The sequence below is a fragment of the Sciscionella marina DSM 45152 genome (assembly GCF_000379465.1).
GTDB classification, from domain to species: Bacteria; Actinomycetota; Actinomycetes; order Mycobacteriales; family Pseudonocardiaceae; genus Sciscionella; species Sciscionella marina.
Genome location: NZ_KB905388.1, coordinates 1 through 24289, shown reverse-complemented (window position 1 = coordinate 24289; position 24289 = coordinate 1). Strand labels below are relative to the sequence as shown.

Here is a 24289-nt window from a genome sequence, read left to right as displayed (position 1 = left end):
AACGATCTGTGTGATACGGAACAAGGATGCCCGTACTAAGAAGTCGGTGTCAATGGGGTAACGACGAGAATTTGTCTCGCATTACGCGTCACATTGCGTAATGCGAGACAAATTCAATACTCCGTTCGGGCGCACCGTGACGTGATGTAGTGCCGGAAGCGCAGTGTGTTCGCTGAGTTGTGAGTGCTGGTGGGAGCCTCGGTTCTCGGGTGTGTCGGTGTCCGGTTCGGCCGCCGTGGCCGGTGCGCCGAGTGACCCCCGGGCCGAGTTCACCAAATGGACAAAGTTGTTAACGTTACCGTCTTGACACCTGGCGGGTTTCGTCGCCATCCTTGTTGCGTCTCGCGGGTCGCGTTGCGTATCGAGAGACTTTCATATCCTGCTCCTGGGTTCCCCAATCGAATCGCTCGCCGGGATTTCGGAGGTTGCGTCATGGCCGGAAAACGGGTCGTCATCATCGGTGCCGGTGTGGTCGGTGCCGCCCTCGCCGATGAACTCACCGCGCGCGGGTGGGATGAGGTGACCGTGGTGGACAAGGGGGCGCTGCCGACCCCAGGTGGTTCCACCTCGCACGCGCCCGGGCTGGTGTTCCAGACCAACGGATCGCGCACCATGGCGGAACTCGCGCGCTACACGGTGGAGAAGTTCTCCGAGCTGCACACCGAAGAAGGGCCGTGTTTCCTTCCGGTGGGCGGCCTCGAGGTGGCGACCAGCCCGGAACGACTCGCCGAACTGCACCGCAGGGCGGGCTGGAATGCCGCATGGGGAATCGACTGCGCGGTCATCTCTCCGCAGCGCTGCCAGGAACTGTGGCCGATGCTCGACGTTTCCAAGGTGCACGGCGGGCTGCACGTTCCCGGGGACGGGATCGCCAAGGCGGTCCGCGGGGTCACCGCGCAGCTCGACCGCGCGGTCGCACGCGGGGCCCGGCTGGTCGAGGGCACCGAGGTGCTGGACGTGCACACCGAGAACGGTGTGGTGACTGGGGTTTCCACCGATGCGGGCGAATTCGCCGCGGATGTCGTGGTGTGCTGCGCCGGGATCTGGGGCCCGAAGGTCGCCGCGATGGTCGGGCTCACCCTTGCGCTCACTCCCTTGGCCCATCAGCTCGCGTGGACCAGCCAGGTTCCGGTCAACGCCGGGCAGCGGGACGAGGCGATCCGGCCGATCCTGCGCAATCAGGACGGCGACCTCTACTACCGGGAACGGTTCGACGGCCTCGGTATCGGCTACTACGGGCACCGGCCGATGCCGGTCGCCCAGGAGGGCATCCTCAGCTGCACGGAGGCCGAGGTGATGCCTTCGGTGCACGCGTTCACCGAGGAGGATTTCGCGCCCGCGTGGGAAACCACGCGTGGATTGCTGCCCGCGACCGCCGAGGCGAAGATCGAGGAGGGGATCAACGGGCTGTTCTCGTTCACCCCGGACGATATGCCGCTGCTCGGTGAGGCCCCGGATGCGCGTGGGTTCTGGGTCGCGGAATCGGTGTGGGTCACGCAGTCCGCCGGGGTCGGGCTCGCCATGGCGGAATGGATCACCGAAGGCTACTGCTCCTCCTTCGATCTGCATTCCTGCGAACTGACCCGGTTCGACGAGTACCAGCTCGCCCCCGACTACGTGCTCGCCCGGGATTGCCAGAACTTCGCCGAGGTGTACGACATCAAGCACCCGCTGCAGCCGATGGCCGAGCCGCGGCCGCTGCGGGTCAGCCCGTTTCATGCGCGCCAGGAGGAACTGGGTGGGTACTTCCTCGAAGCGCATGGATTCGAACGCCCACAGTGGTACGCGGCGAACGCGGATCTGGTCGAGGGCCGCGATATTCCGGCGCCGAATGACTGGGCCGCCCGGTACTGGTCGCCGATCGTGGGTGCCGAGGCGCAGTACACCCGCGAACGCGTTGCCCTCTACGACATGACCGCACTGCGCCGGGTCATGGTCACCGGCCCGGGTTCCGCGGAATTCCTGCACTACATGGCCACTGGGAACGTGACCCGCTCGGTCGGTTCGGTCGGCTACAACCTGCTGCTCGACCGGGACGGCGGGATCCGCAGCGATGTCACCGTCGCCCGGCTGGGGCGCGAAGAGTTCCAGCTCGGCGTGAACGGGCACGCGGATGTGGACTGGCTGCGCAGCCACGCCCCGCGGGGAGTGTCCATTCAGGACATCACCTCCGGAACCTGCTGCCTCGGCCTGTGGGGCCCGCTGGCCAGGGAGGTGCTGCAGCCGCTCACCGCTTCGGATTTCTCCCACGAGGGGCTGAAGTTCTTCCGGGGCAAGCGCGCCTACATCGGGAACGTTCCGGTGACCGCGCTGCGCCTGTCCTATGTCGGCGAACTCGGCTGGGAGCTGTACACCACCGCCGATCTGGGGCTCAAGCTCTGGGACACGCTGTGGGAGGCCGGCAGGGAACACGGCATCATCGCGGCCGGGCGCGGCGCGTTCAACAGTCTCCGCCTGGAGAAGGGCTATCGCTCCTTCGGTGGGGACATGGGCTATGAGCACGATCCGTGGGAGGCGGGAGTCGGATTCGCGGTCAAGGAGGCGAAGGCCGAGTTCTTCGGCAAGGACGCGGTCCTGGCTCGCAAGGATCGGGTGACCCGGCGGTTGACCTGTCTGACCCTGGACGATCCGGTCGAGGTCGTCATGGGGCACGAGCCGGTGTTCCACGACGGATGCTCGGTCGGTTACGTGACCAGTGCGGCCTACGGGTACACCATCGGCCGCGGCATCGCCTACGCCTGGCTGCCCGCGAACCTCACCGAACCGGGCACCTCGCTGACCATCCGATACTTCGACCGGGATGTGGCCGCGACCGTGACCGAGGAGCCGCTGCTCGACCCGGAGATGAAGCGGATGCGCTGTTGACGGGTTCGCCCGCGAGTCGTGGTTGTGCGAACATGCCGGAATGTCGGAGACCTCCCAGGTGCCCACCAAGCCGGTCGCCGTGCCACGGGGGATCGCCGCCCTGGTCGGTGCGAACAGCGCGCTTCCGGTGTGGCGCAACGAGCTCGGTGGCCTCACCTTCCGGATCGACGGGCAGCGGTATCTGAAGTGGGCACCCGCCGATGAACCCGAGCTCGATCTCGCGGGCGAGGCGAAGCGGATGACTTGGGCGCGGCAGTGGGTGCGGGTTCCCCACGTGCTCGAGCAGGGCGCGGACGAGGAAGGGGCCTGGCTGATCACCGAGGCGATCGAGGGCCGGTCCGCGGTGGATCCGCGCTGGGTCGCCGAACCGGAGACCGCGTGCCTTGCGATCGGTCAGGGACTGCGGATGCTGCACGACACGCTTCCGGTGACCGAGTGCCCCTTCGACTGGAGCGTGGAACACCGCAAAGTCCGGGCCCGCGAGGAGATCGGGCCGCCTCCGCCGGTCGATGCCGTGGTCTGCCATGGAGACGCGTGCGCCCCCAATACCCTGCTCGCCGAGGACGGCGCCGTCGCGGGGCACGTGGACCTCGACGCGCTCGGGGTCGCCGACCGCTGGGCCGATCTCGCCGTCGCCGCCTGGAGCACCGAATGGAACTACGGTCCCGGATACGAGCAGACCGTGTACCGCGGCTACGGTATCGAGCCCAATCCGGAGCGGATCGCGTACTACCGCAGGCTTTGGGACATCACCTGACGCCGGCCTGTCGTTCGCGGGAGCGCCGTTGGATCCGGCCCCACGGCTTGTATACCGCGAGAACGACAGCGACCAACAAAGCGATCGGCGAGACGATCGGCGGGTAGAGCAGATCACCGACCGGCGCGGATCGTCTCGACCCATCCAGCAGTTCCCGGCCGGTTGCCTCGGCGATCTCGACCGCGGGCCGCAGCGCGATCAGGACCAGAGCGCTGAGCAGTATGTTGAGCACCAGTTTCACGGCGACCCACCAGTAACGCAGGAGCCCGAACTTGCTGCCGAGCCCGAGTACGGCACCACTCAGCAGGCAAACGACACCCGCGATCAGCAGCGGCCATACGGCGAACAGGGAAAGTGCTTGGTAGCTGATTCCGGCGGTGCGCCGATCGTCGGTGATCGCGGCGGTACCGATGAGAATCGCCATCGCCACGTCCAAGCCGATCCAGGTACCGACCGACACGAGGTGCACGACGAGAACAGCTTTTCGGGTCCTGCGGCCGAGGTGACGCGTTCGGGTGTTCGTCATCCGTACTTCCTTGTCGGTGTCGTCGCGGTCGGCCGGCAGGTCAGCCCGCCGGGAACCGGCCGGCGGGAAGCGGGTTCGTGCCGCCGAGCTGCCCGGTCGTCTCGTATGGGCGGAATCTGAGAAAGGTCGACCGGCGGTGGAACGGTTTCTGGTTGTCGGCGGCGATCACACTGGCGTGCGCGCCAGGCCGGTAAGCGTAGGCGGCGATGGCAGCGCTGTCCTGCCACAGCGAGCAGGTGGCGACGATGGGTGGGCGGGCCAGCGCCGTGCCCCAGATGAACCCCGGCGCTGCCAGCGCGCTTGCCCCGGCCTGTGCGCTGGCCCGGAGAAACCGGCCGGTCTGCCGGGTCCGCAGACTGCCCAACGTCACCGTGACCGCGCCCGCCTCGGCGCGGCCGGACACGGAATCGTGGTTGAACCCTGGCCACTCGCCGGATGCGCGAACCGGGGCGAGTCGCACCCGCAATCCGCCTGCCAGCCGCGCGGCCGTGCGATGGCGTTTCAGGAAAGAGTCGAGTGCGTCATCGTCCTGCCAGAACGCGATCAGACCGATCCGCCCGGGTTGAGGCCGCGGTATCAGGGATCCGCTCAGTGGGGCCGCGATGAGCATGACGCCGTACCGGAGACCGGCGACTCGTGGGGTGCGCAGATCGGCGAGCGCGGCGGGGAAACCCACATCGGCGATATGGACCGAGGCGATCATGTGAACTCCGATCGACGCTAACCTAGTATTGACTAGGTACTGTACCCGCCTAACCTAAGGATGACTAGGTTGTCGCCGAATTCACGCTCGCGCCCCCCTGCGGGCCGGGGCAGGATGCCCGCCGCGCAGCGCCGCGGCCTCATCGAGCAGGTCGCGACCGAGCTGTTCGCCGAGCACGGATATCGGGGGACCTCCATGGAGGACATCGCCAAGCGATCAGGGGTCTCCGTGCCGGTCGTCTACGACCATTTCCCGTCGAAGCAACAACTGCACGAGCACCTGCTCGAACGGCACTTCGCCGAGCTGCGGCAGCTGTGGCGAACACAACTGGGCCGGAAGCGGCCTCTGGAACAGCGCATCGCCACCACACTGGACGCGTGGTTCGGTTACGTCGAAGCGCATCCCTATGCGTGGCGGCTCCTGTTCCGGGACACCACCGGTGACTCGGCGGTGCACGCCATGCATCACGCGGCCGCCGAGGCGAGTAAAGAGGCGATCCTGCCGCAACTGTTCACGGTGCTTCCGGCCGAGATGAGCGAACCCGGTCACGACGAGCAGATCGAGATGGTGTGGGAAATCGTCCGTTCCGCATTGCAGGGGCTCGCACTCTGGTGGCACGAAAACCAGCATGTATCGCGCGACCAGATCGTTGCCACGGCCATGAATGTGCTGTGGATCGGCTTCGAACGCTTCGGCGCGGGTACCTACTGGCCCGCGGAGTGACGGCTCGCCCCCACTCCGGAATCCGTTCTGCGGGGAGTGCTCAGGAGAACACCACGGTGCGCAGGCCGTCGATCAGCACCCGGTGCTCCACGTGCGCCTGCACCGCCCTGGCCAGCGCGAGCCGTTCGGCGTCCCGGCCGACCACGACCAGTTCCTCCGGAGTGGACACGTGATCGACCCGGATCACCTCCTGGTCGATGATCGGCCCCTCGTCCAGGTCCGGGGTGACGTAGTGCGCGGTGGCCCCGACGAGTTTGACCCCGCGATCGTAGGCCTGGTGATACGGTTTCGCGCCCTTGAAGCTCGGCAGGAAGGAGTGGTGGATGTTGATGACCCGCCCTTCGAGCAGTTTGCACATCTCATCGGAGAGCACCTGCATGTAGCGGGCGAGCACGGTGAGATCGATGCGGTATTCCTGGATGAGCGAATACAGTTCGGCCTCGGCCTGTGGTTTGTTCTCCTTGGTCACCGGGATGTGGATGAACGGGATCCCGTAGGACTCCACGAGCCGCTGAAAATCCCGGTGATTGGACACGACGGCGGGAATGTCGATGCGCAGTTGCCCGGTGCTCCACCGGTAGAGCAGATCGTTGAGGCAGTGCCCGTACTTCGAGACCATGAGCAGCACGCGGGAGCGCTCGGTGCTCTCGTGCATGTCCCACTGCATCCCGTACCGCGCGGCGAGGTCGGCGAATCCGGAACGCAACCCTTCGATATCGGTGCTCTCGTCCTTGCTGACGAACTGCATACGCATGAAAAGCCGGTCGGTGCGCGGTGAATCGAGTTGCCGGTGCTCGACGATATCGCAGTTGTGCTCGACGAGATATCCGGTGACCGCGTGCACGATTCCCGGTTGTTCGGCGCAGGTCAGGGTGAGTACGAATCCGTTGTCCACGCCTCACCACCCGCTCGCGGCCGCGTCGAGCAGCCAGTCGGCGAGGTAGTTCGCGAACGAGGCGCGTACCAGGATCCGGTAGTCCGGCGCGTTCCCGTACTGCCACAACAGGACCTGAGTCTTGCCGATCAGGGTCTGTGCGCAGTGCCCCTCGCCGAACACGCGCGGGTGCAGGTCGAGCGCGCAGCCCTTGGCGAGCACCTCGCGTGCCCGGGCCCCGCTGATCTCGATCGTGGTGCGGTTCGCGGAAAGGTCGAGCACCGAACCGCTGACCGGGCCCAGTGCTTCGGTGGCCAGTGCGGTGATCCGCGGTGTGTCCCCGTCCGCGCCGTAGATCAGCCACTCGTCCGGCCCGAGCCAGACGGCCGCGCGTTCGCCGCCGCACACGGTGTTCGGCACCACGGGAAGCGGGACACCGAGCGCGATCCCGATCGCGTCCGCCGCCGCGCTCGCCGAGTCGACGCGCACGTTCACCATGGCGCGGAATCCCGCCTCGCGGATGTCCATGCCCGAGGCGGCGAACTCGGCTTCGCGTTCGCCGAGCGGACTGGTTCGCAGCAGACTAGCCGTCACGGCGGGCTCCTTCCTTGTCGTAGAAGATCGGTTCGGTGACGGTGGCCGAAACCAGCCGGTCACCGACCGGGGTGCGCACGGTCTGCCCGATGCGTTCGCGACCGGAACGCAGCAGGGCGAGCGCGAAGGTCCTGCCGAGCGCCGCGCTGTGATAGCTGGAAGTCACGTGGCCGAGCATGGGAACCGGGGCCACCTCCGGGGTGACCGGAGTGTGTTCGCCGATCAGCTGGGATCCCTCCGGGATCAGCGTCCCGTGCTCATCGGGCAGCAGACCGACGAGCTGTTTGCGGTCGGCGCGCGCGGTGTCCGGCCGGGAAAGGGACCGTTTGCCGATGAAATCCTTGCGCTTGGAGACGATCCAGTCCATGCCGAGATCGATCGGGGTGACCGTGCCGTCGGTGTCCTGCCCGACGATCGGGAAACCCTTCTCCGCGCGCAGCACGTGCATGGTTTCCGTGCCGTACGGGGTGATCCCGAACCCCGCACCCGCCCGCTCGATCTCCCGCCAGGCCGCGAGCCCGTGCCAGTTGGCAACGTTCACCTCATAGGCGAGCTCCCCGGAGAATGAGACCCGCACGATGCGGGCGGGGATTCCGTTGCCCAGCACGGTTTCCCGCACGGTCATGAACGGGAACTCGGCGTTCGACACGGCCAGCTCCGGGGCGATCGCGCCGATGACTTCCCGGGAGCGCGGGCCGACGACGGCCACCGTGGACCACTGCTCGGTCACCGAGGTGGCCCACACATCCAGTTCGATCCACTCGGTCTGCAGCCATTCCTCGAACCAGTCGAGCACCCCGGCCGCGCCCCCGGTCGTGGTGGTGAGTGTGTAGTGGTTCTCGGAAAGCCGCAGCACGACCCCGTCGTCGAAGACCATTCCGTCGCAGCCGCACATGACCCCGTACCGCGCGGAACCGATCGCCAGCTTCTTGAAACCGTTGGTGTAGAGGCGGTTGAGGAACTCGCCGGCGTCCGGGCCGATCAGGTCGATCTTGCCGAGCGTCGAGGCGTCCATCATGGCGACTCCGGTGCGCGCGGCCGCACATTCGCGCAGCACCGCCTCGTGCATGCCCTCGCCTTCGCGAGCGTAGTACCACGGCCGCTTCCACTGGCCGACGTTTTCGAACTCGGCGCCCAGTTCCCGGTGTGCGGGATGAATCGGCGTGGTGCGTACCGGATCGAGGAGTTTCCCGGTGTCCCGCCCGGCGAGCAGTTCGAAGGACACCGGGACCGCGGGCGCGCGGAACGAAGTGGTGCCGAGCGCGCCCGGCGATCCCATTCCGCGCAACCAGGCGAGCACCCCGACCGCGGTGAGCCCGGATGTCCTGCCCTGATCGGAACCGGTGCCGATCGTGGTGTACCGCTTGATGTGTTCCGGGGACCGCATACCCGCCCCGCAGGCGCGCGCGATATCGGCGACCGTGGCATCCCGCTGCAGATCGACGAAGTGCTCGCGCCATTCGGCCGGTTTCCCGGTTTCGGCGGGCACGATCCACACCGGACGCTGCTCGGTCTCCACCCGGGTGGCGCGTTCGGAGATCCCCGGCCGCAGCGGCGAATCCGGCGCCGGGTAGCCGCAGCTCTCCGCCGCGCTCACGCCCGCGAACCGGCCGTCGGCAACGCAGCGAGCGAAGCCGTAACGCCCGCGCGCCGCCCCCGCGATGTGCTGGCGCTGGCGGCTGTGCTCGGGAAGGAAGGCCGCGAGCGTCTCGTTCCACCGCAGTTTGCCGCCGGATTGGCTGAACAGTCCCACATCCGGGCTCCAGCCACCGGATACCGCGAGCAGATCGGCCCGGATGGTGCGTACCGTACGGCGCGGCTGCTCGAACCGGACGATCCGCACCGCTGCCACGGAATCGGTGCCGGTGGCCTCGGCGACGACGCAGTCGGCGAGCACTTCGATGCCCGCCTGGCAGGCCATCGCGGCGAGATCCTCCGGGGGCTCGGCGCGACTGTCCACAATGGCCCGCACACTCACCCCGGCCGCGGCGAGATCGAGCGCGGCCTCGTAGGCGGTGTCGTTCGTGGTCGCGATGACCGCCTCGGAACCGGGAAGCGCCGCGTACCGGTTCACATAGGCGCGGGTGGCATCGGCGAGCATCACCCCGGGAAGGTCGTTGCCCGCGAACACGATCGGCCGCTCGTTCGCCCCGGTCGCGAGCACCACGTGGTGCGCGCGGATCTTCCAGAGCCGTTGCCGGTCAAGGGTTTCCCCGCGTTCCACGGCGAGCAGGTAGTTCTCGTCGTAGTAGCCGAAGGCGGTGCACCGGGACACGACAGTCACCTCGGGCCGCGCGCGCAGCAGCTCGGCGGCGCCGCCCGCCCAGTCGAGCAGTTCCGCATCCGTGCCGCGCAGCAGTGCGCCGCCGAGCTCGGGCTGATCGTCGAGCAGCAGCACCCGCGCGTCACCCTCGGATGCGGCGAGCGCGGCGGCGAGACCGGTCGGGCCGCCGCCGACCACGAGCACATCGGTGTGCGCGAACCGGGTGTCCAGGTCCTTGGCCTCCGAATTCGGTTCCAGCGCACCGATCCCGGAGAGCGTGTGCACGGGGAGGCCTTCGGTGAGTTCGACCGTGGTCGCCGGGAGCATGGGGGAGCTGCCGCGCCTCTCGACCCGGACGAGCGCGTTCGGTTCCTCGTTGCCCGCGCCGAGGATCCCGCGCGGACGGGAACGGTAGAGCGAGGGGGCGACGGTACGGATCCCGTTCGCGAGCATCGCCGAGGCCACCGTATCGCCCCGATAGCCGAGGATCTCGATGCCGTCCACGGTGGCCCGCAGCGGTTTCGTGCGGTCGATCCGGCCGCCCTCGGGGAGCCGTTCGCTGTTCGCGGTCATGCCGGTTGTCCTTCCCCGATCCGGTACACGCCAAGGAATTCATTGGTCCGGGTGTCCCGGACCGCGTTGAACCACCGGCGGCAGCCCGCCGCGTGCATCCAGCGCTCGGCGAACGGTCCCGCCGGATTGTCCCGGTAGAACAGGAATTCGGCCCATTCGGTATCACCGGTCTCGGCCGGGGCGCTCGGATAGTCGACGTGCGCCTGTCCGCCGTAGCGGAACTCGGTCTCCTCGCGCTGCCCGCACCACGGGCACTCGATCAGCAGCATCGGTACTCCTTCAAGCGGCCTAGTGCGCCACGCCCGCGGCGCCGTGTTCGTCGATGAGCGCGCCCGTGGTGAACCGCTCGAGCCCGTACGGTTCGGCGAGCGGGTGCGCCTTGCCCATGGCGATGGTGTGCGCGAACACCGAGCCGACCCCCGGTGTCGCCTTGAAGCCCCCGGTTCCCCAGCCGCAGTTGACGAACAGTCCTTCGAGCGGGCTCGGCCCGATGATCGGCGAGGCATCCGGGCAGACATCCACGATCCCGCCCCAGGTGCGCAACACGTGCGCGCTCGCGAAGATCGGGAACAGCTCGATCGCCGCGGCCATCTGGTGCTCGATGGTGTGTACCGATCCGCGCTGGGTGTAGGAGTTGTAGGCATCGATGCCCGCGCCGAGCACCAGCTCACCTTTGTGTGCCTGGCTGACGTAGACGTGCACGTGGTTGGACATCACCACGGTCGGATGCACCGGTTCGAGCAGCTCGGAAACCAAGGCCTGCAAGGGATGACTCTGCACCGGAAGGCGGAAACCGGCCGCCTCGGCGAGCACGCTCGAGTACCCGGCAGCGGCCATGCCGACCCGGCCCGCCCGGATCGGCCCGCGCTCGGTCTGCACCCCGACGACCCGGTCCCCGTCCTTGAGAAAACCGGTCACCTCGCAGTTCTGCACCAGATCGACACCGAGCTGATCGCAGCGCCGGGCCAGCGCCCAGGCGACGTGGTCGTGCTTGGCGATCCCCGCACGCGGTTGCCAGGTCGCGCCGAGCACCGGATACCGGGTGTCGTGCGAGGTGTTCAGGATCGGGCAGATCTTCGCGACCTCGTCCGGATCCACCCACTCCGCGTCGACCCCGTTCAGCTTGTTCGCCGAGACCCGGCGCACCGAATCCCGTACATCCTGGAGCGAGTGCGCGAGGTTGAGCACCCCGCGCTGGCTGAACAGGAAGTCGTAGTCGAGCTCATCCGGCCAGCGCTCCCACAGTTTCAGCGCGTGCTCGTAGATGGCCGCGCTCTCGTCCCACAGATAGTTGGAGCGGATGATCGTGGTGTTGCGCGCCATGTTGCCGCCGGCGAGCCAGCCCTTCTCCAGCACCGCGATGTTCCGGATGCCGTGCTCGCTCGCCAGGTAGTACGCCGTCGCGAGGCCGTGCCCGCCGCCGCCGATGATCACGACGTCGTACGAACGCTTCGGCTCGGGATTGCGCCAGAGTTTCGCGGGATGCTCGGGGAGTGTGTGCGCCACGACTGCCCTCCAGTCTGCTGAGCAATTGAACTGCAAACTGATATATCAGTCGTCGGCTACGATAGGGCGCATGGCAGGACGTGTCAATGCCGCCGATCAGGGCGCACCGCTGCTCGCGGAGCGTGCCTACCTGGGGCTACGCGATATGATCGTCACCCTCCGGCTACCGCCCGGGGCGCCGATCCACGAGGAACGGCTCTCCGCGGAGCTCGAGGTGGGGCGCACCCCGCTGCGCGATGCCGTCAAACGGCTCGAGGCCGAAACCCTCGTGGTGATCTATCCGCGCCGGGGCACCTTCGTCACCGAAGTCAACATCACCGACCACGGCCTGATCGCCGATGTGCGCCGCCAGCTGGAAGGGCACGCCGCCGCGCGGGCCGCCGAACTGGCCACCGGGGAACAGCGCCGCGAGATGCGCGCCCTGGTGACCAGCCTGCGTAAACAGCGCGGCGACAAGAAACGCAGCATGCAGCAGGACGCCGAGGTACACCGGTGGGTTTACGAGAGCGCGCACAACCGGTACCTGGAAGCCACGCTGAGCCACTACTTCAACCTCTCGCTGCGCATCTGGTACCTGTTCCTCGATCGGCTGCCCGAGGCGGACCACACGGGCGAACACGTCCGGATGCTGCAGGCGATCACCGAAGGCGATGCCGAGCAGGCGCGCAAGCTCGCGGTCGCGCACGTGGACCAGTTCGAGCAGTCCGTGCGCGACGTGCTCTGACTCTCCCGCGCCGCCACCGAAAAATCGGATGTGCGCGCCCACGCCGCGCTGTTACCGTTCGCGCCGTGGCACCAGTGAGCTCCGAGACCCCGAAGGCGTCCTGAGGACCTTCGCGTGCCCTGCCGTGGTGCGGCAGGGCCGTCTCGGTATGCCCTGGCCGATCCACATTCCTGGAATTCCCCTTGCGCGTTTTCTGTTTCCGTGCGCCCGCAGCACGCCTGCCGATCGTTCGCCCCGAAGTGGGCAGGGGTCCGCCGCCGGCCGCGACCGAGCGACCACGACGAGCGGAAAGGATTCTCATGTCCAGTTCGATGTTCCGGAAGAAATCCCGCGCGCGGGTGCGCAGGCATCGCGCGCGGTGGAAAGCGAAGGCGGTGGCCCCGCAGCTGACGCGGTGCCCGGCCTGCGGCGCGCCCACACCGGCGCACCACGCCTGCCCGGCGTGCGGTACGTACCGGGGCCGGTCGATCCGATGAGTGAACGTGGTGGCCCGTCGACAGTGGCGGGCCACCACGCTCCGGGGCGAGCGGTCAGGGGGCCGGGGCCACCGGAGCAGACCAACCGGTCGGCCGCCCGGTTCATCTCGCCCGGTCGCCGCACCCAGCAGAACGCCGCGAACGCCGCGGCAGGATCCTCAAGGTGCTGCACCGGGCCGCAGATTCAGCGCCGCCAGTACCTGTCGGTTGTATCCCGGTCAAGCACGGCGAACCGGGTCGCCATCGCTATTGCACCTTGATCGGCCCGCCGAAACCGAACCGGACCGGAACATTCCGCACACATCGCGGCGGCTGGGCACCCGGGGCGATCAGCAGCCGCACCACGAAACCGGGGCCGATCTTGGTGATCCCGAATGCGTGCACTCCGTCGCGCTCCGAATACCGCTGTTCCAAGGTTTCGAGCGCGCGCTTCGCCTGTACGTAGCTCGCCGGGCCGCAGTGCGCCCTGTCCCGGCTCATCGGCGTCGGCGTGGAGAGTGGCGAGACGCGGGCGGCGGTGGGCGAGGAGACCGGGGGAGCGGAATGCCCCACGCCGCAGCCACAGAGAGCGACCGCGAGACAGGCGGCCGCCACGGCGAATCGCACGGGATTCATTCCCGCTTATCGCCGCAGCGGCCCGCCCGTTACACGACCGGATAACTCCGCCCACTCGGACTGTTACGGTCCGCGTCACGGCGATCGTTTCCGCTGTGCTGAGCCGGGAATGGTCGTTTCGCACCCGGGGCGGCCGCGAACGTTCCCATGAAGCCGCCGATGTCGTCCGCGGCATCATCGTGGAACCCTGATCACGACGGTATTCCGGTGGTGGACGTTCACCGGCTGGGCTTTCCCGCAGTCCGAAACCACGATCCCCGGCGGAATCCCGTGTTGCCCGAGGATCGCGCTGAGCACGCGGCCCGACCGGTCGGAATTCAAACCCGGAAGATCAGCGGTTCGAGGCGTCCCGCACGAACTTCACGAGATCCTTGGACTGCTGGATCCGGCTCGGCTCGTGCACGTACATCATGTGGCCCGCCTCGTAGTAGGCGCGCTCGATGTTGTCGTGCAGGTGCTCGGGAATCTTGAGCTTGGCAAGGCAGTCCTCGGCCGCGTGGTGCGGGGTGGCCCCGTCGTAGTAGCCGAACGCGACGTGCACCTTGAGGAATTCGTTGCCGCGCATCGCCGAGGCGAGTTTGTCGGTAACCGTCGTGGACGCGTTTTCGAATTCCTTGTACGACCACTCCTGAATGACCTTCGGGTTGATGTATTCATAGGGAAGGTCGTTCTCGTATTCGAGTTCGGCGCGCACGTAGTGGTTGAAGGCAGCGGTGTAGGAACCGGTGATCTGCATGAACGGATCGGCGGTGATCTGTTCGCCGATCCCGTCCACCGGGGAACCGGTGAATCGGCCGTCCATGCGTCCGATCGCCAACCCCTTGTCCCGCAACAGTTCGGCGAAGAAGTGCAGGTGTTCGATGCGCAGATTGCTGCGCTCGACGTAGTCGCCACTGAGCCCGGTCAGCTCGGCGAGCTTGGCTACGGTGGCGGTGCGCTCCTGCTCGGAAAGGCGCGCGCCCTTGGCGAGGGCGTACGGATAGTCACGGTTGGCGAATTCCTCGGCCTCGGCGACGACCTCGGTGAGCGGGCGATCCCCGTGTTTACCGTGGTAGTTCGCGATCGCCGCGTAGGTGGGCAGGAAAAGGGCGTAGGGCCGGTCGTTTCCTTCGGAGAAGAACACGCTTCCCATGTCGATGACCGAGGAAAGCAGCATGATCCCGTTCAGGAAAAGGCCGTAGCGCTGCTGCAGATGTTCGGCAAGCGCGCCCGCGCGGATGGTGCCATAGGATTCTCCGGCGAGGAATTTCGGCGACATCCAGCGGCCATTGCGGGAGGTCCACAAGCGGATCACCTCGCCGATGGATTCCACATCGCCGGTGAAACCGTGGTAGTCGCCCGGTTTGTTACCTTTCGCCGCGCGTGAGTAACCGGTCGAGACCGGGTCGATGAACACCAGATCGGAACTGGCGAGCAGGGTCTCGGGATTGTCCACGAGCCGATAGGGCGGCGGTTCCAGGGCTCCGGCGTCCCCGGAGACGACCCGGCGCGGCCCGAGCAGCCCCATGTGCAGCCATAGGCTGGCCGCGCCCGGCCCGCCGTTGAACGCGAAGGTGACCGGGCGGCTCCCCGCCTCGGCCCCGTCGAGGGTGTACGCGGTGAGGAAAACCTCGGCCTTCGGTTTGACCCCGTCGACCTTGCCGTCCTCGAACACCTCATCGCGCAGGACGAGCCTTCCGGTCGTCGCGGTGTAGTTCAGCTTCCTGCGCTTCACCGTCATCTGGTGGCTCGTGGTGACCAGATCATCGGCCGGGGCCTCGGTTTCGGTTTTCTCCGCGGGTTTCTCGGTCTGCTCGTCTGCCATGCCCGCACCCTATTCGTTTTTCCGGCGGCGCGCGGGAGGATGACCGGTATGCGTACGCCGGAACGGATCGCCCCGGAGGCTGGCGGGCTCGCCGAGCTCGACTCCCTCGTCACCGAATGCCGTGCCTGCCCGCGGCTCGTCGCGTGGCGGGAGCACATCGCCGAGGTCAAGCGTGCCGCGTTCGCCGATCAGCCGTACTGGGGCCGACCGGTGCCCGGCTTCGGTCCGCCGGACGCACGGATCCTGATCATCGGGCTCGCTCCGGCGGCGCACGGAGCCAATCGGACCGGGCGGATGTTCACCGGGGACCGCTCCGGCGACGTGCTCTACGCGGCACTGCACGCCGAAGGGCTCGCCTCACAGCCGCACGCGATCGCCGCCGACGACGGGTTGTTCCTGCGCCACACGCGGATCACCGCGCCCGTGCACTGCGCACCGCCGGAGAACAAGCCGACGACGGCCGAACGCGATACCTGCCGGCCGTGGCTGCACCGGGAACTCGAACTGCTCGCGCCCACTCTGCGCGTGGTGCTCGCCCTCGGTGCCTTCGGCTGGTCGTGCGCGCTCACCGAACTGGCCGGTGCGGGCTGGCCGGTGCCGAAACCCCGGCCCAAGTTCGCGCACGGGGCGAGCGCGAAGATCGGGGAGCTGACCCTGCTCGGCTGCTATCACGTGTCGCAGCAGAACACCTTCACCGGACGGCTCACCCCGGACATGGTCCGCGCGGTGTTGCGAGAGGCGAAGCGGGTGGCCGGAGTGGACGGTCAGCGCGCCGCCCGGTGACGGAGGTAGACGACCCCCGAACCGAAGGTGCGGGTTTCGCGGAGTTCGAGGTCCACCCGGTGCTCACGCCGGGGAAAGAACGGAATGCCACCGCCGACCAGTACCGGGTGGACCCGGACCCGGTACTCGTCGATCAGGCCCCGTCCGCTCGCCTCGGTGGCGAGGGTCGCGCCGCCGATCGCGATGTCGCCGCGACCGGGCTCGGTGCGCAACCGCTCGATCTCCTCGGCCACACCCCCGCAAGCCAAGCGGGCAGTGCCCCGCACCGCCGACAGGGTGCCGGAGAACACGACCTTGGGAAGCGCGGTCCAGAGCGCCGCCCATTCGAGCTGTGCGTCGTCGAGCGAGGGGTCCTGCTCGGCGGTCTCCCAGTACAGCATCGTCTCGTACAGCCGTCGCCCCAGCAGATAGCCACCGAGCCCGCGGAGCTCGTCGATGTGCGAGCGGAAGACCTCCTCATCGGGCTCCGTCCAGTCGAATCCGCCGTCGGGTCCGGTGATGTAGCCGTCGAGCGAGACATTCATCGAACAGATCACACTGCGCATCGGAAGTCCTCCTCGCCGAGTGGGTTCGACGGTGTGACCGCCGGATGCCGTGCGGGTAATCGGAGGCCGGGCGATTGACTCCGCGTGTCCACTCGAACGCGGAGAAAACATTCGTTACCGGATGGCCTTACCGGATCGTATGGCGGGTTGCTTGATCGGTTCCGCACACGATTCAGCGCAGGTCAGCGAGCCCGGTCACATTGCGGTGGGGTTGCGGTGAAGTCTTGGTCAAACAGTGAGACGATAGAGGCATGGCGAAAGGTAAGGAACAGCCGGCCAGGATAGTGATCCTCGGCGGCGGCTATGTCGGGTTATACACCGCTCTGCGCTTGCAGAAGAAGCTCCGTGCGAAGGAAGCCTCCGTCACGGTGATCGATCCGCAGCCGCACATGACGTACCTGCCGTTCCTTCCGGAAGCCGCTGCCGGGTCCATCGAGCCGCGCCATGTCGTCGTGCCCTTGCGGCGGACGCTCAAGAAATGCCATGTCGTCACCGCTTCGGTGAACAAGATCGAGCACGCGGAGCGCAGGGTCACCGTCGAGGCGGCGGACGGGCACACCGAGGAGATCGGTTACGACTACCTCGTCGTCGCGCTCGGTTCCATCACCCGGTTGTTGCCGATCCCCGGCCTCGCGGAGCAGGGCATCGGCTGCAAGACCATCGGTGAAGCCATCTACCTGCGCAACCGCGTCCTGTCCCGGATGGACCTCGCCTCGTCCACGCTCGACTCGGAGGAACGCAAGAAGCTGCTCACCTTCACCGTGGTCGGCGGCGGGTTCTCCGGTATCGAGACCCTCGCCGAACTCGAGGACATGAGCCGCTACGCCTGCCGCTACTACGAGAACATCGAGTCTTCGGACCTGCGCTGGGTGCTCGTCGAGGGCACGGGCCGCATCCTGCCCGAGGTGCGCGAATCGCTCGGGGTGTGGACCGCGGAGCAGCTCGAGGCTCGTGGCGTCGAGATCTACCTGGACACGCTGGCCAAGTCCTTCGAGGGTGGGCACGTGCAGCTCTCCGATGGCACGGAGTTCGACTCGGACACCATCATCTGGACCGCGGGCGTCAAGGCGAACCCCGTGCTCGGCAGCTCCGACCTGCCCATCGACAAGCGCGGCCGGCTCAAGGTCAGCGCGGGCCTGCAGGTCGAGGAACAGCCCATGGTGTTCAGTGCCGGTGACTGCGCGGCCGTGCCCGATCTCGCGAGGACCGCGGACGACCCGACCGCGACCTGCGCGCCGAACGCCCAGCACGCGGTGCGCCAGGCGAAGCTGCTCGGCAAGAACCTGCTCACCGTGCTGCGCGGCGGCAAACCGAAGGACTACGTCCACAAGAATCTCGGCTCGGTCGCCTCGCTCGGCCTGCACAAGGGTGTCGCGGACGCGATGGGCATGAAGATCAAGGGCTTCTTCGCGTGGCTGTTCCACCGCGCGTATCACGTGATGATGATGCCGACCTTCCCGCGCAAGATCCAGATCCAGCTCGACTGGGCGATCAACGGTGTCTTCCGCCGCGAGATCGTGTCCATGGGCCAGATCAACGAGCCCAAGAAGGCGTTCAAGAAGGCCTCCGAGAGCTGACCCGGCCATGGCCGGAGGGGGCACGTCGCACTACGCTTGACGTGCCCCAGTAGCCCAATGGCAGAGGCAGGCGACTTAAAATCGCCACCGGTGCGGGTTCGAATCCCGTCTGGGGCACGGAAAGAACTCGTGGTCAGGGCAGGATCGAATCCACGTAGCCGCCGTCCACCCGCACCGCGGCCCCGGTCGTCGCCGAGGCAAGCGGGGAAGCCAGGTAGGCGGAGAGGTTGGCGATCTCCTCCGGTTCGATGAGCCGCTGCAGCAGCGACTGCGGCCGGTGCAGGCGCATGAATTCCCGCTGCGCCTGATCCCAGGGCAGCGCGGGATCCACCAGCTGGTAGACGAAATCCTCCACACCCGCGGTGTGGGTCGGCCCGGCGATCACGGCGTTCACCGTGACCCCGGTACCCGCCGCCTCCTTCGCGAACCCGCGTGAGGCGGCGAGCAGCGCCGTCTTGGACACGCCGTAGTGGATCATCTCGGCGGGGATGACGATCGCCGAATCGCTGGCGATGTACTGGATCCGTCCCCAACCGGCCTCGGTCATGCCCGGCAGATAGGCGCGGGTGAGGCGGATCGCGGCGAGCACGTTCACCTCGAAGTAGCGCCGCCACTCCTCGTCGGTGATCTCCATGGCGGGCTGTGCGCCGAAGATGCCGAGGTTGTTGACCAGGATGTCGGCCTTCGGCAGTGTGCCGAGCAGTTCCTCGGTGCCTTCCGCACTCGTCACATCCACCGGTGCGCCGATGAGTTCCGCCCCGGGCACCTGTTCGGCCAGCTCGGCCACGGCGCGGTCGACGGTCTCGGCTTTGCGTCCGTTGATCGCGACCCGGGCACCGGCCGCGGCCAGGTTCCCGGCGATGGCCAGCCCGATTCCCTGAGTGGAACCGGTGACGAGTGCGGTTTTCCCGCTGAGATCGATACGCATGGTTTCTCCTGCGAATTCAGGCGCGGTTGAAAACGTCCGGGTCGGGCCCGGTCCGGTGCCCCGCTTCCAGACCGGAGATGCGCTCGGAGTCCGCGGTGTCCAGTTCGAACCCGAACACATCCAGGTTCTCCCGGATCCGCGCCGGGGTCACGGATTTCGGGATGACCACGGTGCCGCGCTGCAGATGCCAGCGCAGCACGATCTGCGCGGGCGTGCGGCCGTGTTTCGCGGCGAGTTCGGTGATGACCGGTTCGCCGAGCAGTTCCCCGCCCTTGGCCAGCGGGCTCCACGCCTCGGTGATGATGCCGTGCTCGGCGTGGAATGCGCGCAGTGGCTCCTGCTGCAGGTAGGGGTGCAGCTCGATCTGGTTGACCGCGGGTATGAGCGCACTGGTCTCGGCCAGCTTGCGCAGGTGCGCGGGCTGGAAGTTCGACACGCCGATCGCCCGGATGCGGCCGTCGGCGTGCAGCTTCTCGAAGGCGCGCCAGGTTTCCGGGTACTGCTCGAGTGCCGGGGCGGGCCAATGGATCAGGTACAGGTCGAGGTAGTCCAGGCCGAGCTCGCCCATGCTGGTGTCGAAGGCACGCAGCGTGTTGTCGTAGCCCTGGTCGGCGTTCCACAGCTTGGTGGTCACGAACAGGTCCTCGCGGGCGAGCCCGGATTCGGCGATGGCCCGCCCGACCCCGGACTCGTTGCCGTAGGCGGTCGCGGTGTCGATGCTGCGGTATCCGGCCTCGAGTGCCGCGCTGACCGCCGCGACGGTCTCGGCCCCGGGTACCTGGAAGACCCCGTACCCGAGCTGGGGCATGGTCACACCGTTGTTCAGTGTGACGTTCGGAATGGCGGGCATGGCGGTGATTCCTTCCGAGTCGGTAATATAGAGCGTGTGAAGCAGTTACCAGCTTACGCCGGTAGTTGCACACGCGGGTTATTGCAGGGGCAACTGTAACAGAAACGCGGGAGTGGTGAAGGTGTCACTGGCCGAGGATGCCGTCGAGGCACGAGCGACGGGCTGGCGCACCCTTGCCTCGCTGCATGCGCGCATCGAGGACCGCCTGGAGCGCGCGCTCCGGGCCCGGCACCAGCTGTCCGTCAGCGAGTTCACCCTGCTCGAGGTGCTCTCCCGGCAGGACGGGTTCCACCTGCGGATGAGCCAGGTGTCGAACGCGGTGGTGCTGAGCCAGTCGGCGACCACCCGGCTGGTGAGCAGGCTGGAGAATCGCGGGCTGTTGCAGCGTTATCTGTGCCCGACCGATCGGCGCGGCATCTACACCGAGCTCACCGAGGCGGGGCAGCGGCTACTGCGCGAGGCCACCCCGACCCATGACACCGCGCTCGCCGAGGCGCTCGAGGAGGCGGGTGGTCGTGCCGAGCTCGCCCCGCTGGTGCGCGCGCTCGCGAAACTCCCGAAGTCGGCTCAGTAGCCCGCGCGCGAATCAGTCGCTCGGCCCGGTCACCCCGGGGACCGCGAAGAAGTACCCGCCGCCGAAGGGCTGTACGTAGTCGACGAGCGGTTCGTCGATCAGCCTGGTCTGCACGTCTCGAACCGGCGGTGCAGGTCCTGTTGGCAGCAGACGAAAATGTGCCCGGCCTGCGTCGTCGAGCGGCCACCAGCCAGGTGTGCCGCCCGGCCAGAAAAGGCCAGCGGCTCGGGTTCTCCGGCTGCCCGGCCGGGGAGCCGGACGTGGCGCGGTGTTCCTGGCGCGCAGGAACACGATCAGGGTGATCGCGAGGTAGACCACTCAGGCGACGACCTGCAGCACGATCATCCGCGGGACCGGTTCGGTGACCCCGGTGATGCTCGATCCCCATCGGGAGCCCGGATCGATGCTCCCGGTCAGGTCGAAGGCGACCCAGGCGTGTCCGGGCAGTACCCCGGTGTCCTGCAGGTCACCGAGGTCATAGGCGAGCGCTCCGGCCGCGGTCACCAGCAGCACGGCGGCGGTGCGGTCGAAGAAGACGCCGAGGTTGAGCCGCACCGCCTGCCGGCAGAGCAGCCAGCACAGGCCGATCGCGATGGCCAGGCCGAGCGCCGCGCCGAGCAACGGGGTGACCGTGGCCCGGAAGCTTTGACCGCCGTCCACAGGAACAGTGTGGTCTCCAGGCCCTCCCTGCCGACGGAGAGGAACGCCGTGAGCGTGAGCGCCCCCGCGCCGATAGCGACCGCGCGGTGCACCTCCCCGCGCAGCTGCGCCGACATGCTCGCCGCGGTTCTGCGCATCCAGAAGACCATCTCGGTCACCAGTGCCACGGCGAGCACGCTCAGCGTTCCGCCCACGATCTCCTGCGCCGAGGAGGAGAGCACATCGGTCGAGTAGGTCCGGATGGTCGCGAACCCGGCGGCGACCGTGACCGCGCCGAGTACCCGCCCTGAGGCACTTCTACGCAGGGGAAACGGGGAACTGCGCGGGCGATCGGCTCCAGGCTCAGGAGTCGGTGCCGAGGAGGCGCTCCAGGGTTTCGATGAGCCGCGCCGCCTCGGCGGGGTCGAGCTGATCCAGCCGGTGCTGCAACCGGGGGCGGATATGGGCCGCGATCTGTTCGGTGACCGTCCGGCCCTGCTCGGTGAGCACCACCTCGGTACGCCGCGAGTCGCGCCGATCCGGTCGGCGATCGATCAACCCGGCGCGCACCAGCTGTGTGAGGGTCCGACTGGTCGCGGCGGGGTGGTTGCTCAGCGCCCTGGACAGTTCGCCAGGGGAGGTGGTGCCCGCGGTGATCGCGCGCAGCAGGACGAATTCGCCGATCTCCAGGTTCGCCACCGCGGAGACGTGTTCGCGGGCATCGTCCACGATCGATCGGTTCAACCGGTACAGCAGGTCGATCAGGGCCAGGGCCTGCTCATTCATGACGTTACTTTAACAGATGGCTATTATTGACAGATGTTAATTACAGCGCTGTACTGAAAAGCATGAGTACCGCAGCGGACCCGAATCGGGTCGACTTCCATCATCACTTCGCCCCCAGCGGCGAACAGGCCACCGCCATGATCCAGCACCTCATGGCGAACACGGACTGGTCGAGTGCGGACGTGCCGTTCCCGCGATGGACGCCGGAGATCAGCCTGTCGGCCATGGACTCGCTCGGTATCCGGACCGCGATCCTGTCCCTGCCGAACGATCTGGAACACGCGCTCGCGCCCGAGGACCGGCGAAGCTTCGCGCGTGAGGTCAACACCAGTGCCGCGCGGATCGCCGCCGAACATCCCGGACGTTTCGGTTTCTTCACCCACCTGCCGACGCCCACCGATATCGACGGCGCCCTCGAGGAACTGCGTTATGCCCTCGACACCCTCGGTGCGGACGGGGTGACCCTGACCAATGTATACGGCACCGGCGCCGAAGCCCGCTCACTCGGTGACCCGGTCTTCGAGCCGCTGTGGGCCGAGCTCGACCGGCGCGGGGCACTGGTGTTCTTGCACGGCGAACAGACAGCCGGCAGTAACGGCGCGCCGAGCCGGTTCCTTCCGGTCCCGGTCAGCGAGGTGCCCAACGAGACCTACAAGGGCGCCGCGGACCTGGTCACCAGTAGCCGCAAACGGCAGTTCCCGAACGTGCGGATCATCCTGTCCCACTCCGGTGGCAGCACGCCGTTCCTCGCTTCCCGGGTCGCCGGGCTGTCGCCGCTCGTGGGCTGTGAGCTCACCCCCGAAGAGATCATCGCGGACTTCCGCACCTTCTATTTCGAGACCGCGCTGTCCGGTTTCGACACCAACCTGCTCGCGCTGGAGAACTTCGTGCCCGCCGAGCAGATCCTCTTCGGCACCGATTTCCCGGCCATTCCACGGGATACCGCCGCCTGGTACACCGGAAACGTGGACCGGTACTGCACCGATCGCCCCGAATTGCTCGATCGGCTGATGCACGGCAACGCGAAACGGCTGCTGCCCCGGTTGTCCGCTCGGTAGGCTGGCGCCATACGTTCCCGGCGGTGGTGGACGGAGGTGCACGGTGCCGATGTCTCTCGAGCGCGCGCTCGTCCGCGCCGAAGCCACGAGCCTGATGTTCCTGCTGGGTGCGGAACCATCCCGGAGCACCGCGCCCGTCGCCGGTCTCGCGCCCCTGCTCGTGCTGCTCACCCGGTCCAGGGCCAAGCCGTCGGCGATCCGCGAATGCGCACGCATCCTGCTCGATGCGGGGGCGGAGCCGGACGAGGACGCCTTCTATCACGCCTGTGAACACGGCGGAGCGCAGTTGCTCGAGCTGCTGTGGGTACCGGACTACGCCTCCGCGGTCAACCACAAGCTCGACTTCGAGGACCGCGCGGGCCTGCATTGGTTCCTGGACCAGGGCATCGAGGTGAACGTCCACCGCTGTCTGCACCACGCGATCGCGCGTGGCCGGGGAACGGCGATCCTCGAAGACCTCATCGCGGCCGGGGCGGATGTGAATCTGCCGTGGGACCGCTGGGATATCGGACGGCGCCCGCTCGCCCTCGCTGCGCGCTGCGGACACCTCGACGGTTACGAACTGCTGCGCGCGCATGGCGCGAGTGCCGAACTCGATGAGGTCGACGCCGCGGTGCTCGCGATCGCCGAAGGCCGTTCGGTGCGCCTCCCGGATGCCGTGCCACCCGCGCTCGGTATGGCCGAGGAGGACTACGGCTGGATACTCGGCCAGTTCGCCCTGCTCGACCGGGTCGAGGTGGTGCGTGCCCTGCTCGACACGGGCCTGTCCGTGGACAGCCGCGGCTGGAGTGGTTTCACCCCGATCGACCAGGCCGCCATGCACGGGCGCGCCGACATGGTCCGCTTGCTCATCGAACGCGGCGCCGACCTGACCGACCGCGCCTTCGACGAAGACGGCCCGACCCCGCTGGACTGCGCCCTGTGGGGAGTGGTCAACAACCCCGCCGAGGATGGTGACTTCCCCGCGACCGTGGCGGCATTGCTCGAGGCGGGCGCGCCGACCGGGCACGAGCCACCGATCGGAAACCCCGCGATCGACGCACTTCTGGAGGCCTGGGTCACACCGCCGGGCGGGTGAGCGGGCCTGGTTGTGCGTTCATCCCGCTCACGGCCGCGCTGACCTGGGATGATCATTTTGGGGACCCCCCTGTTTGTGGGGTGTTTGGTGTGGTGTAACTTTGTTTCTGTCAGCGCGGCACGGACCCGGTAAAGATGGGGCCGAGCGTTGGTGGAGAGTACAAGCCCCCGGTTTCTGGTTGTGGTCGGGTGTGCGTGTGTTCTTTGAGAACTCAACAGTGTGTCATGCTTTTTATGTTTTTTGGTGTGTTTTTACCCCCGTTAAACAGTGGAAAGCTTGTGGGCTCTGTGTTTTGGGGTCTGGTTTTCTGGTTGTTTGCGGTTTTTGAGTTTATATTTTTTTTGCTTGGATTTTTTTCCGACTTTTGGTTTGTTGTTGGAGAGTTTGATCCTGGCTCAGGACGAACGCTGGCGGCGTGCTTAACACATGCAAGTCGAACGCGACCTTCCTTTCGGGGTTGGTTGAGTG

At 67.3% G+C, this 24289-nt stretch carries 24 protein-coding genes, 1 tRNA gene, 1 rRNA gene and 2 pseudogenes; 13 read left to right on the top strand and 15 right to left on the bottom strand.

The window, feature by feature from the left end; genetic code table 11:
- Positions 1-432 precede the first annotated feature (432 nt).
- Positions 433-2865 (top strand): GcvT family protein, encoded by a 2433-nt coding sequence (locus A37U_RS0114645; protein WP_020497391.1) that lies wholly within the window; start codon positions 433-435, stop codon positions 2863-2865.
- 40 nt (positions 2866-2905) lie between these two features.
- Positions 2906-3622: an aminoglycoside 3'-phosphotransferase gene (locus A37U_RS0114640; protein WP_020497390.1), complete on the top strand. Its 717-nt coding sequence runs from the start codon at positions 2906-2908 to the stop codon at positions 3620-3622.
- On the opposite strand, the gene A37U_RS0114635 is transcribed toward A37U_RS0114640, so the two are convergent.
- Complete coding sequence (locus A37U_RS0114635) at positions 3615-4148, bottom strand: hypothetical protein (RefSeq protein WP_020497389.1); 534 nt, start codon at positions 4146-4148, stop codon at positions 3615-3617. The two genes, A37U_RS0114640 and A37U_RS0114635, sit on opposite strands and share 8 nt — an antisense overlap.
- A gap of 40 nt (positions 4149-4188) precedes the next feature.
- Positions 4189-4851, bottom strand: a complete 663-nt coding sequence (locus A37U_RS43800) for a hypothetical protein (RefSeq protein WP_020497388.1) — start codon at positions 4849-4851, stop codon at positions 4189-4191.
- Positions 4852-4920: 69 nt separating this feature from the next.
- Between A37U_RS43800 and A37U_RS0114625 the strand changes: the two genes are divergently transcribed.
- Positions 4921-5574 (top strand): TetR/AcrR family transcriptional regulator, encoded by a 654-nt coding sequence (locus A37U_RS0114625; RefSeq protein WP_157182832.1) that lies wholly within the window; start codon positions 4921-4923, stop codon positions 5572-5574.
- Positions 5575-5614: 40 nt separating this feature from the next.
- Here the strand turns inward: A37U_RS0114625 and purU are convergent, their stop codons facing one another.
- The 5 genes from purU to A37U_RS0114600 are packed head-to-tail and all read right to left on the bottom strand — an operon-like array spanning position 5615 to position 11384.
- Positions 5615-6469 (bottom strand): formyltetrahydrofolate deformylase, encoded by an 855-nt coding sequence (gene purU, locus A37U_RS0114620; protein WP_020497386.1) that lies wholly within the window; start codon positions 6467-6469, stop codon positions 5615-5617.
- Positions 6470-6472: 3 nt separating this feature from the next.
- Positions 6473-7042 (bottom strand): sarcosine oxidase subunit gamma, encoded by a 570-nt coding sequence (locus A37U_RS0114615; RefSeq protein ID WP_020497385.1) that lies wholly within the window; start codon positions 7040-7042, stop codon positions 6473-6475.
- On the bottom strand, positions 7032-9878 hold the full coding sequence (locus A37U_RS0114610; RefSeq protein ID WP_020497384.1) for a 2Fe-2S iron-sulfur cluster-binding protein: 2847 nt from the start codon (positions 9876-9878) through the stop codon (positions 7032-7034). The genes A37U_RS0114615 and A37U_RS0114610 overlap by 11 nt, the downstream gene beginning before the upstream one ends.
- The gene (locus tag A37U_RS0114605; RefSeq protein WP_020497383.1) at positions 9875-10147 is read right to left on the bottom strand and encodes a sarcosine oxidase subunit delta; all 273 of its coding nucleotides are present in this window, start codon (positions 10145-10147) and stop codon (positions 9875-9877) included. The genes A37U_RS0114610 and A37U_RS0114605 overlap by 4 nt, the downstream gene beginning before the upstream one ends.
- Positions 10148-10166: 19 nt before the next feature.
- Positions 10167-11384: a sarcosine oxidase subunit beta family protein gene (locus tag A37U_RS0114600; RefSeq protein ID WP_020497382.1), complete on the bottom strand. Its 1218-nt coding sequence runs from the start codon at positions 11382-11384 to the stop codon at positions 10167-10169.
- Positions 11385-11454: 70 nt separating this feature from the next.
- Between A37U_RS0114600 and A37U_RS0114595 the strand changes: the two genes are divergently transcribed.
- On the top strand, positions 11455-12108 hold the full coding sequence (locus A37U_RS0114595; protein WP_020497381.1) for a GntR family transcriptional regulator: 654 nt from the start codon (positions 11455-11457) through the stop codon (positions 12106-12108).
- A gap of 299 nt (positions 12109-12407) precedes the next feature.
- Complete coding sequence (gene rpmF / locus A37U_RS49685) at positions 12408-12584, top strand: 50S ribosomal protein L32 (protein ID WP_083933520.1); 177 nt, start codon at positions 12408-12410, stop codon at positions 12582-12584.
- A gap of 246 nt (positions 12585-12830) precedes the next feature.
- Here rpmF and A37U_RS52590 read toward each other — a convergent pair whose 3' ends face one another.
- Positions 12831-13199 carry a hypothetical protein gene (locus A37U_RS52590; protein ID WP_020497380.1) on the bottom strand — a complete coding sequence of 123 codons (369 nt, stop codon included), beginning with the start codon at positions 13197-13199 and terminating at the stop codon, positions 12831-12833.
- Positions 13200-13273: 74 nt separating this feature from the next.
- On the opposite strand from A37U_RS52590, the pseudogene A37U_RS53640 reads away from it, so the two are divergent.
- Positions 13274-13357: pseudogene (locus A37U_RS53640) on the top strand (GtrA family protein); the annotation flags it as partial.
- Positions 13358-13530: 173 nt separating this feature from the next.
- Here the strand turns inward: A37U_RS53640 and A37U_RS0114585 are convergent.
- A complete protein-coding gene (locus A37U_RS0114585) occupies positions 13531-15003 on the bottom strand; it encodes a S10 family peptidase (RefSeq protein ID WP_020497379.1) in 1473 nt (490 codons plus the stop codon).
- Between the two features lie 48 nt (positions 15004-15051).
- Here A37U_RS0114585 and A37U_RS0114580 point away from each other — a divergent pair, with 48 nt between their 5' ends.
- Positions 15052-15786 carry a uracil-DNA glycosylase gene (locus tag A37U_RS0114580; protein WP_020497378.1) on the top strand — a complete coding sequence of 245 codons (735 nt, stop codon included), beginning with the start codon at positions 15052-15054 and terminating at the stop codon, positions 15784-15786.
- Here the strand turns inward: A37U_RS0114580 and A37U_RS0114575 are convergent.
- Entirely contained in the window at positions 15768-16331 is a 564-nt protein-coding gene (locus A37U_RS0114575; protein WP_020497377.1) for a dihydrofolate reductase family protein, read from the bottom strand. The two genes, A37U_RS0114580 and A37U_RS0114575, sit on opposite strands and share 19 nt — an antisense overlap.
- A gap of 251 nt (positions 16332-16582) precedes the next feature.
- On the opposite strand from A37U_RS0114575, the gene A37U_RS0114570 reads away from it, so the two are divergent.
- Complete coding sequence (locus A37U_RS0114570) at positions 16583-17908, top strand: NAD(P)/FAD-dependent oxidoreductase (RefSeq protein WP_026197230.1); 1326 nt, start codon at positions 16583-16585, stop codon at positions 17906-17908.
- A 43-nt stretch (positions 17909-17951) separates the two neighbouring features.
- A tRNA-Leu gene (locus tag A37U_RS0114565) sits at positions 17952-18025 on the top strand.
- 16 nt (positions 18026-18041) lie between these two features.
- Here the strand turns inward: A37U_RS0114565 and A37U_RS0114560 are convergent.
- On the bottom strand, positions 18042-18836 hold the full coding sequence (locus tag A37U_RS0114560; protein ID WP_020497375.1) for an SDR family NAD(P)-dependent oxidoreductase: 795 nt from the start codon (positions 18834-18836) through the stop codon (positions 18042-18044).
- Positions 18837-18852: 16 nt separating this feature from the next.
- Positions 18853-19686, bottom strand: coding sequence for an aldo/keto reductase (locus tag A37U_RS0114555; protein ID WP_020497374.1), 834 nt, complete (start codon positions 19684-19686; stop codon positions 18853-18855).
- A gap of 121 nt (positions 19687-19807) precedes the next feature.
- On the opposite strand from A37U_RS0114555, the gene A37U_RS0114550 reads away from it, so the two are divergent.
- On the top strand, positions 19808-20260 hold the full coding sequence (locus A37U_RS0114550; protein WP_026197229.1) for a MarR family winged helix-turn-helix transcriptional regulator: 453 nt from the start codon (positions 19808-19810) through the stop codon (positions 20258-20260).
- Positions 20261-20578: 318 nt separating this feature from the next.
- Here A37U_RS0114550 and A37U_RS54425 read toward each other — a convergent pair whose 3' ends face one another.
- From A37U_RS54425 to A37U_RS0114530, 3 genes and pseudogenes are all read right to left on the bottom strand, one after another.
- A complete protein-coding gene (locus tag A37U_RS54425; RefSeq protein ID WP_026197228.1) occupies positions 20579-20920 on the bottom strand; it encodes an FTR1 family protein in 342 nt (113 codons plus the stop codon).
- Positions 20921-20955: 35 nt separating this feature from the next.
- Positions 20956-21141: pseudogene (locus A37U_RS54420) on the bottom strand (FTR1 family protein); the annotation flags it as partial.
- A gap of 121 nt (positions 21142-21262) precedes the next feature.
- Positions 21263-21685 carry a MarR family winged helix-turn-helix transcriptional regulator gene (locus tag A37U_RS0114530; protein ID WP_020497370.1) on the bottom strand — a complete coding sequence of 141 codons (423 nt, stop codon included), beginning with the start codon at positions 21683-21685 and terminating at the stop codon, positions 21263-21265.
- 62 nt (positions 21686-21747) lie between these two features.
- Between A37U_RS0114530 and A37U_RS0114525 the strand changes: the two genes are divergently transcribed.
- From A37U_RS0114525 to A37U_RS0114515, 3 genes are all read left to right on the top strand, one after another.
- Complete coding sequence (locus A37U_RS0114525) at positions 21748-22743, top strand: amidohydrolase family protein (RefSeq protein ID WP_020497369.1); 996 nt, start codon at positions 21748-21750, stop codon at positions 22741-22743.
- A gap of 49 nt (positions 22744-22792) precedes the next feature.
- On the top strand, positions 22793-23821 hold the full coding sequence (locus A37U_RS0114520) for an ankyrin repeat domain-containing protein (protein WP_020497368.1): 1029 nt from the start codon (positions 22793-22795) through the stop codon (positions 23819-23821).
- 372 nt (positions 23822-24193) lie between these two features.
- Positions 24194-24289: ribosomal RNA gene (locus A37U_RS0114515) — 16S ribosomal RNA — on the top strand; the annotation flags it as partial.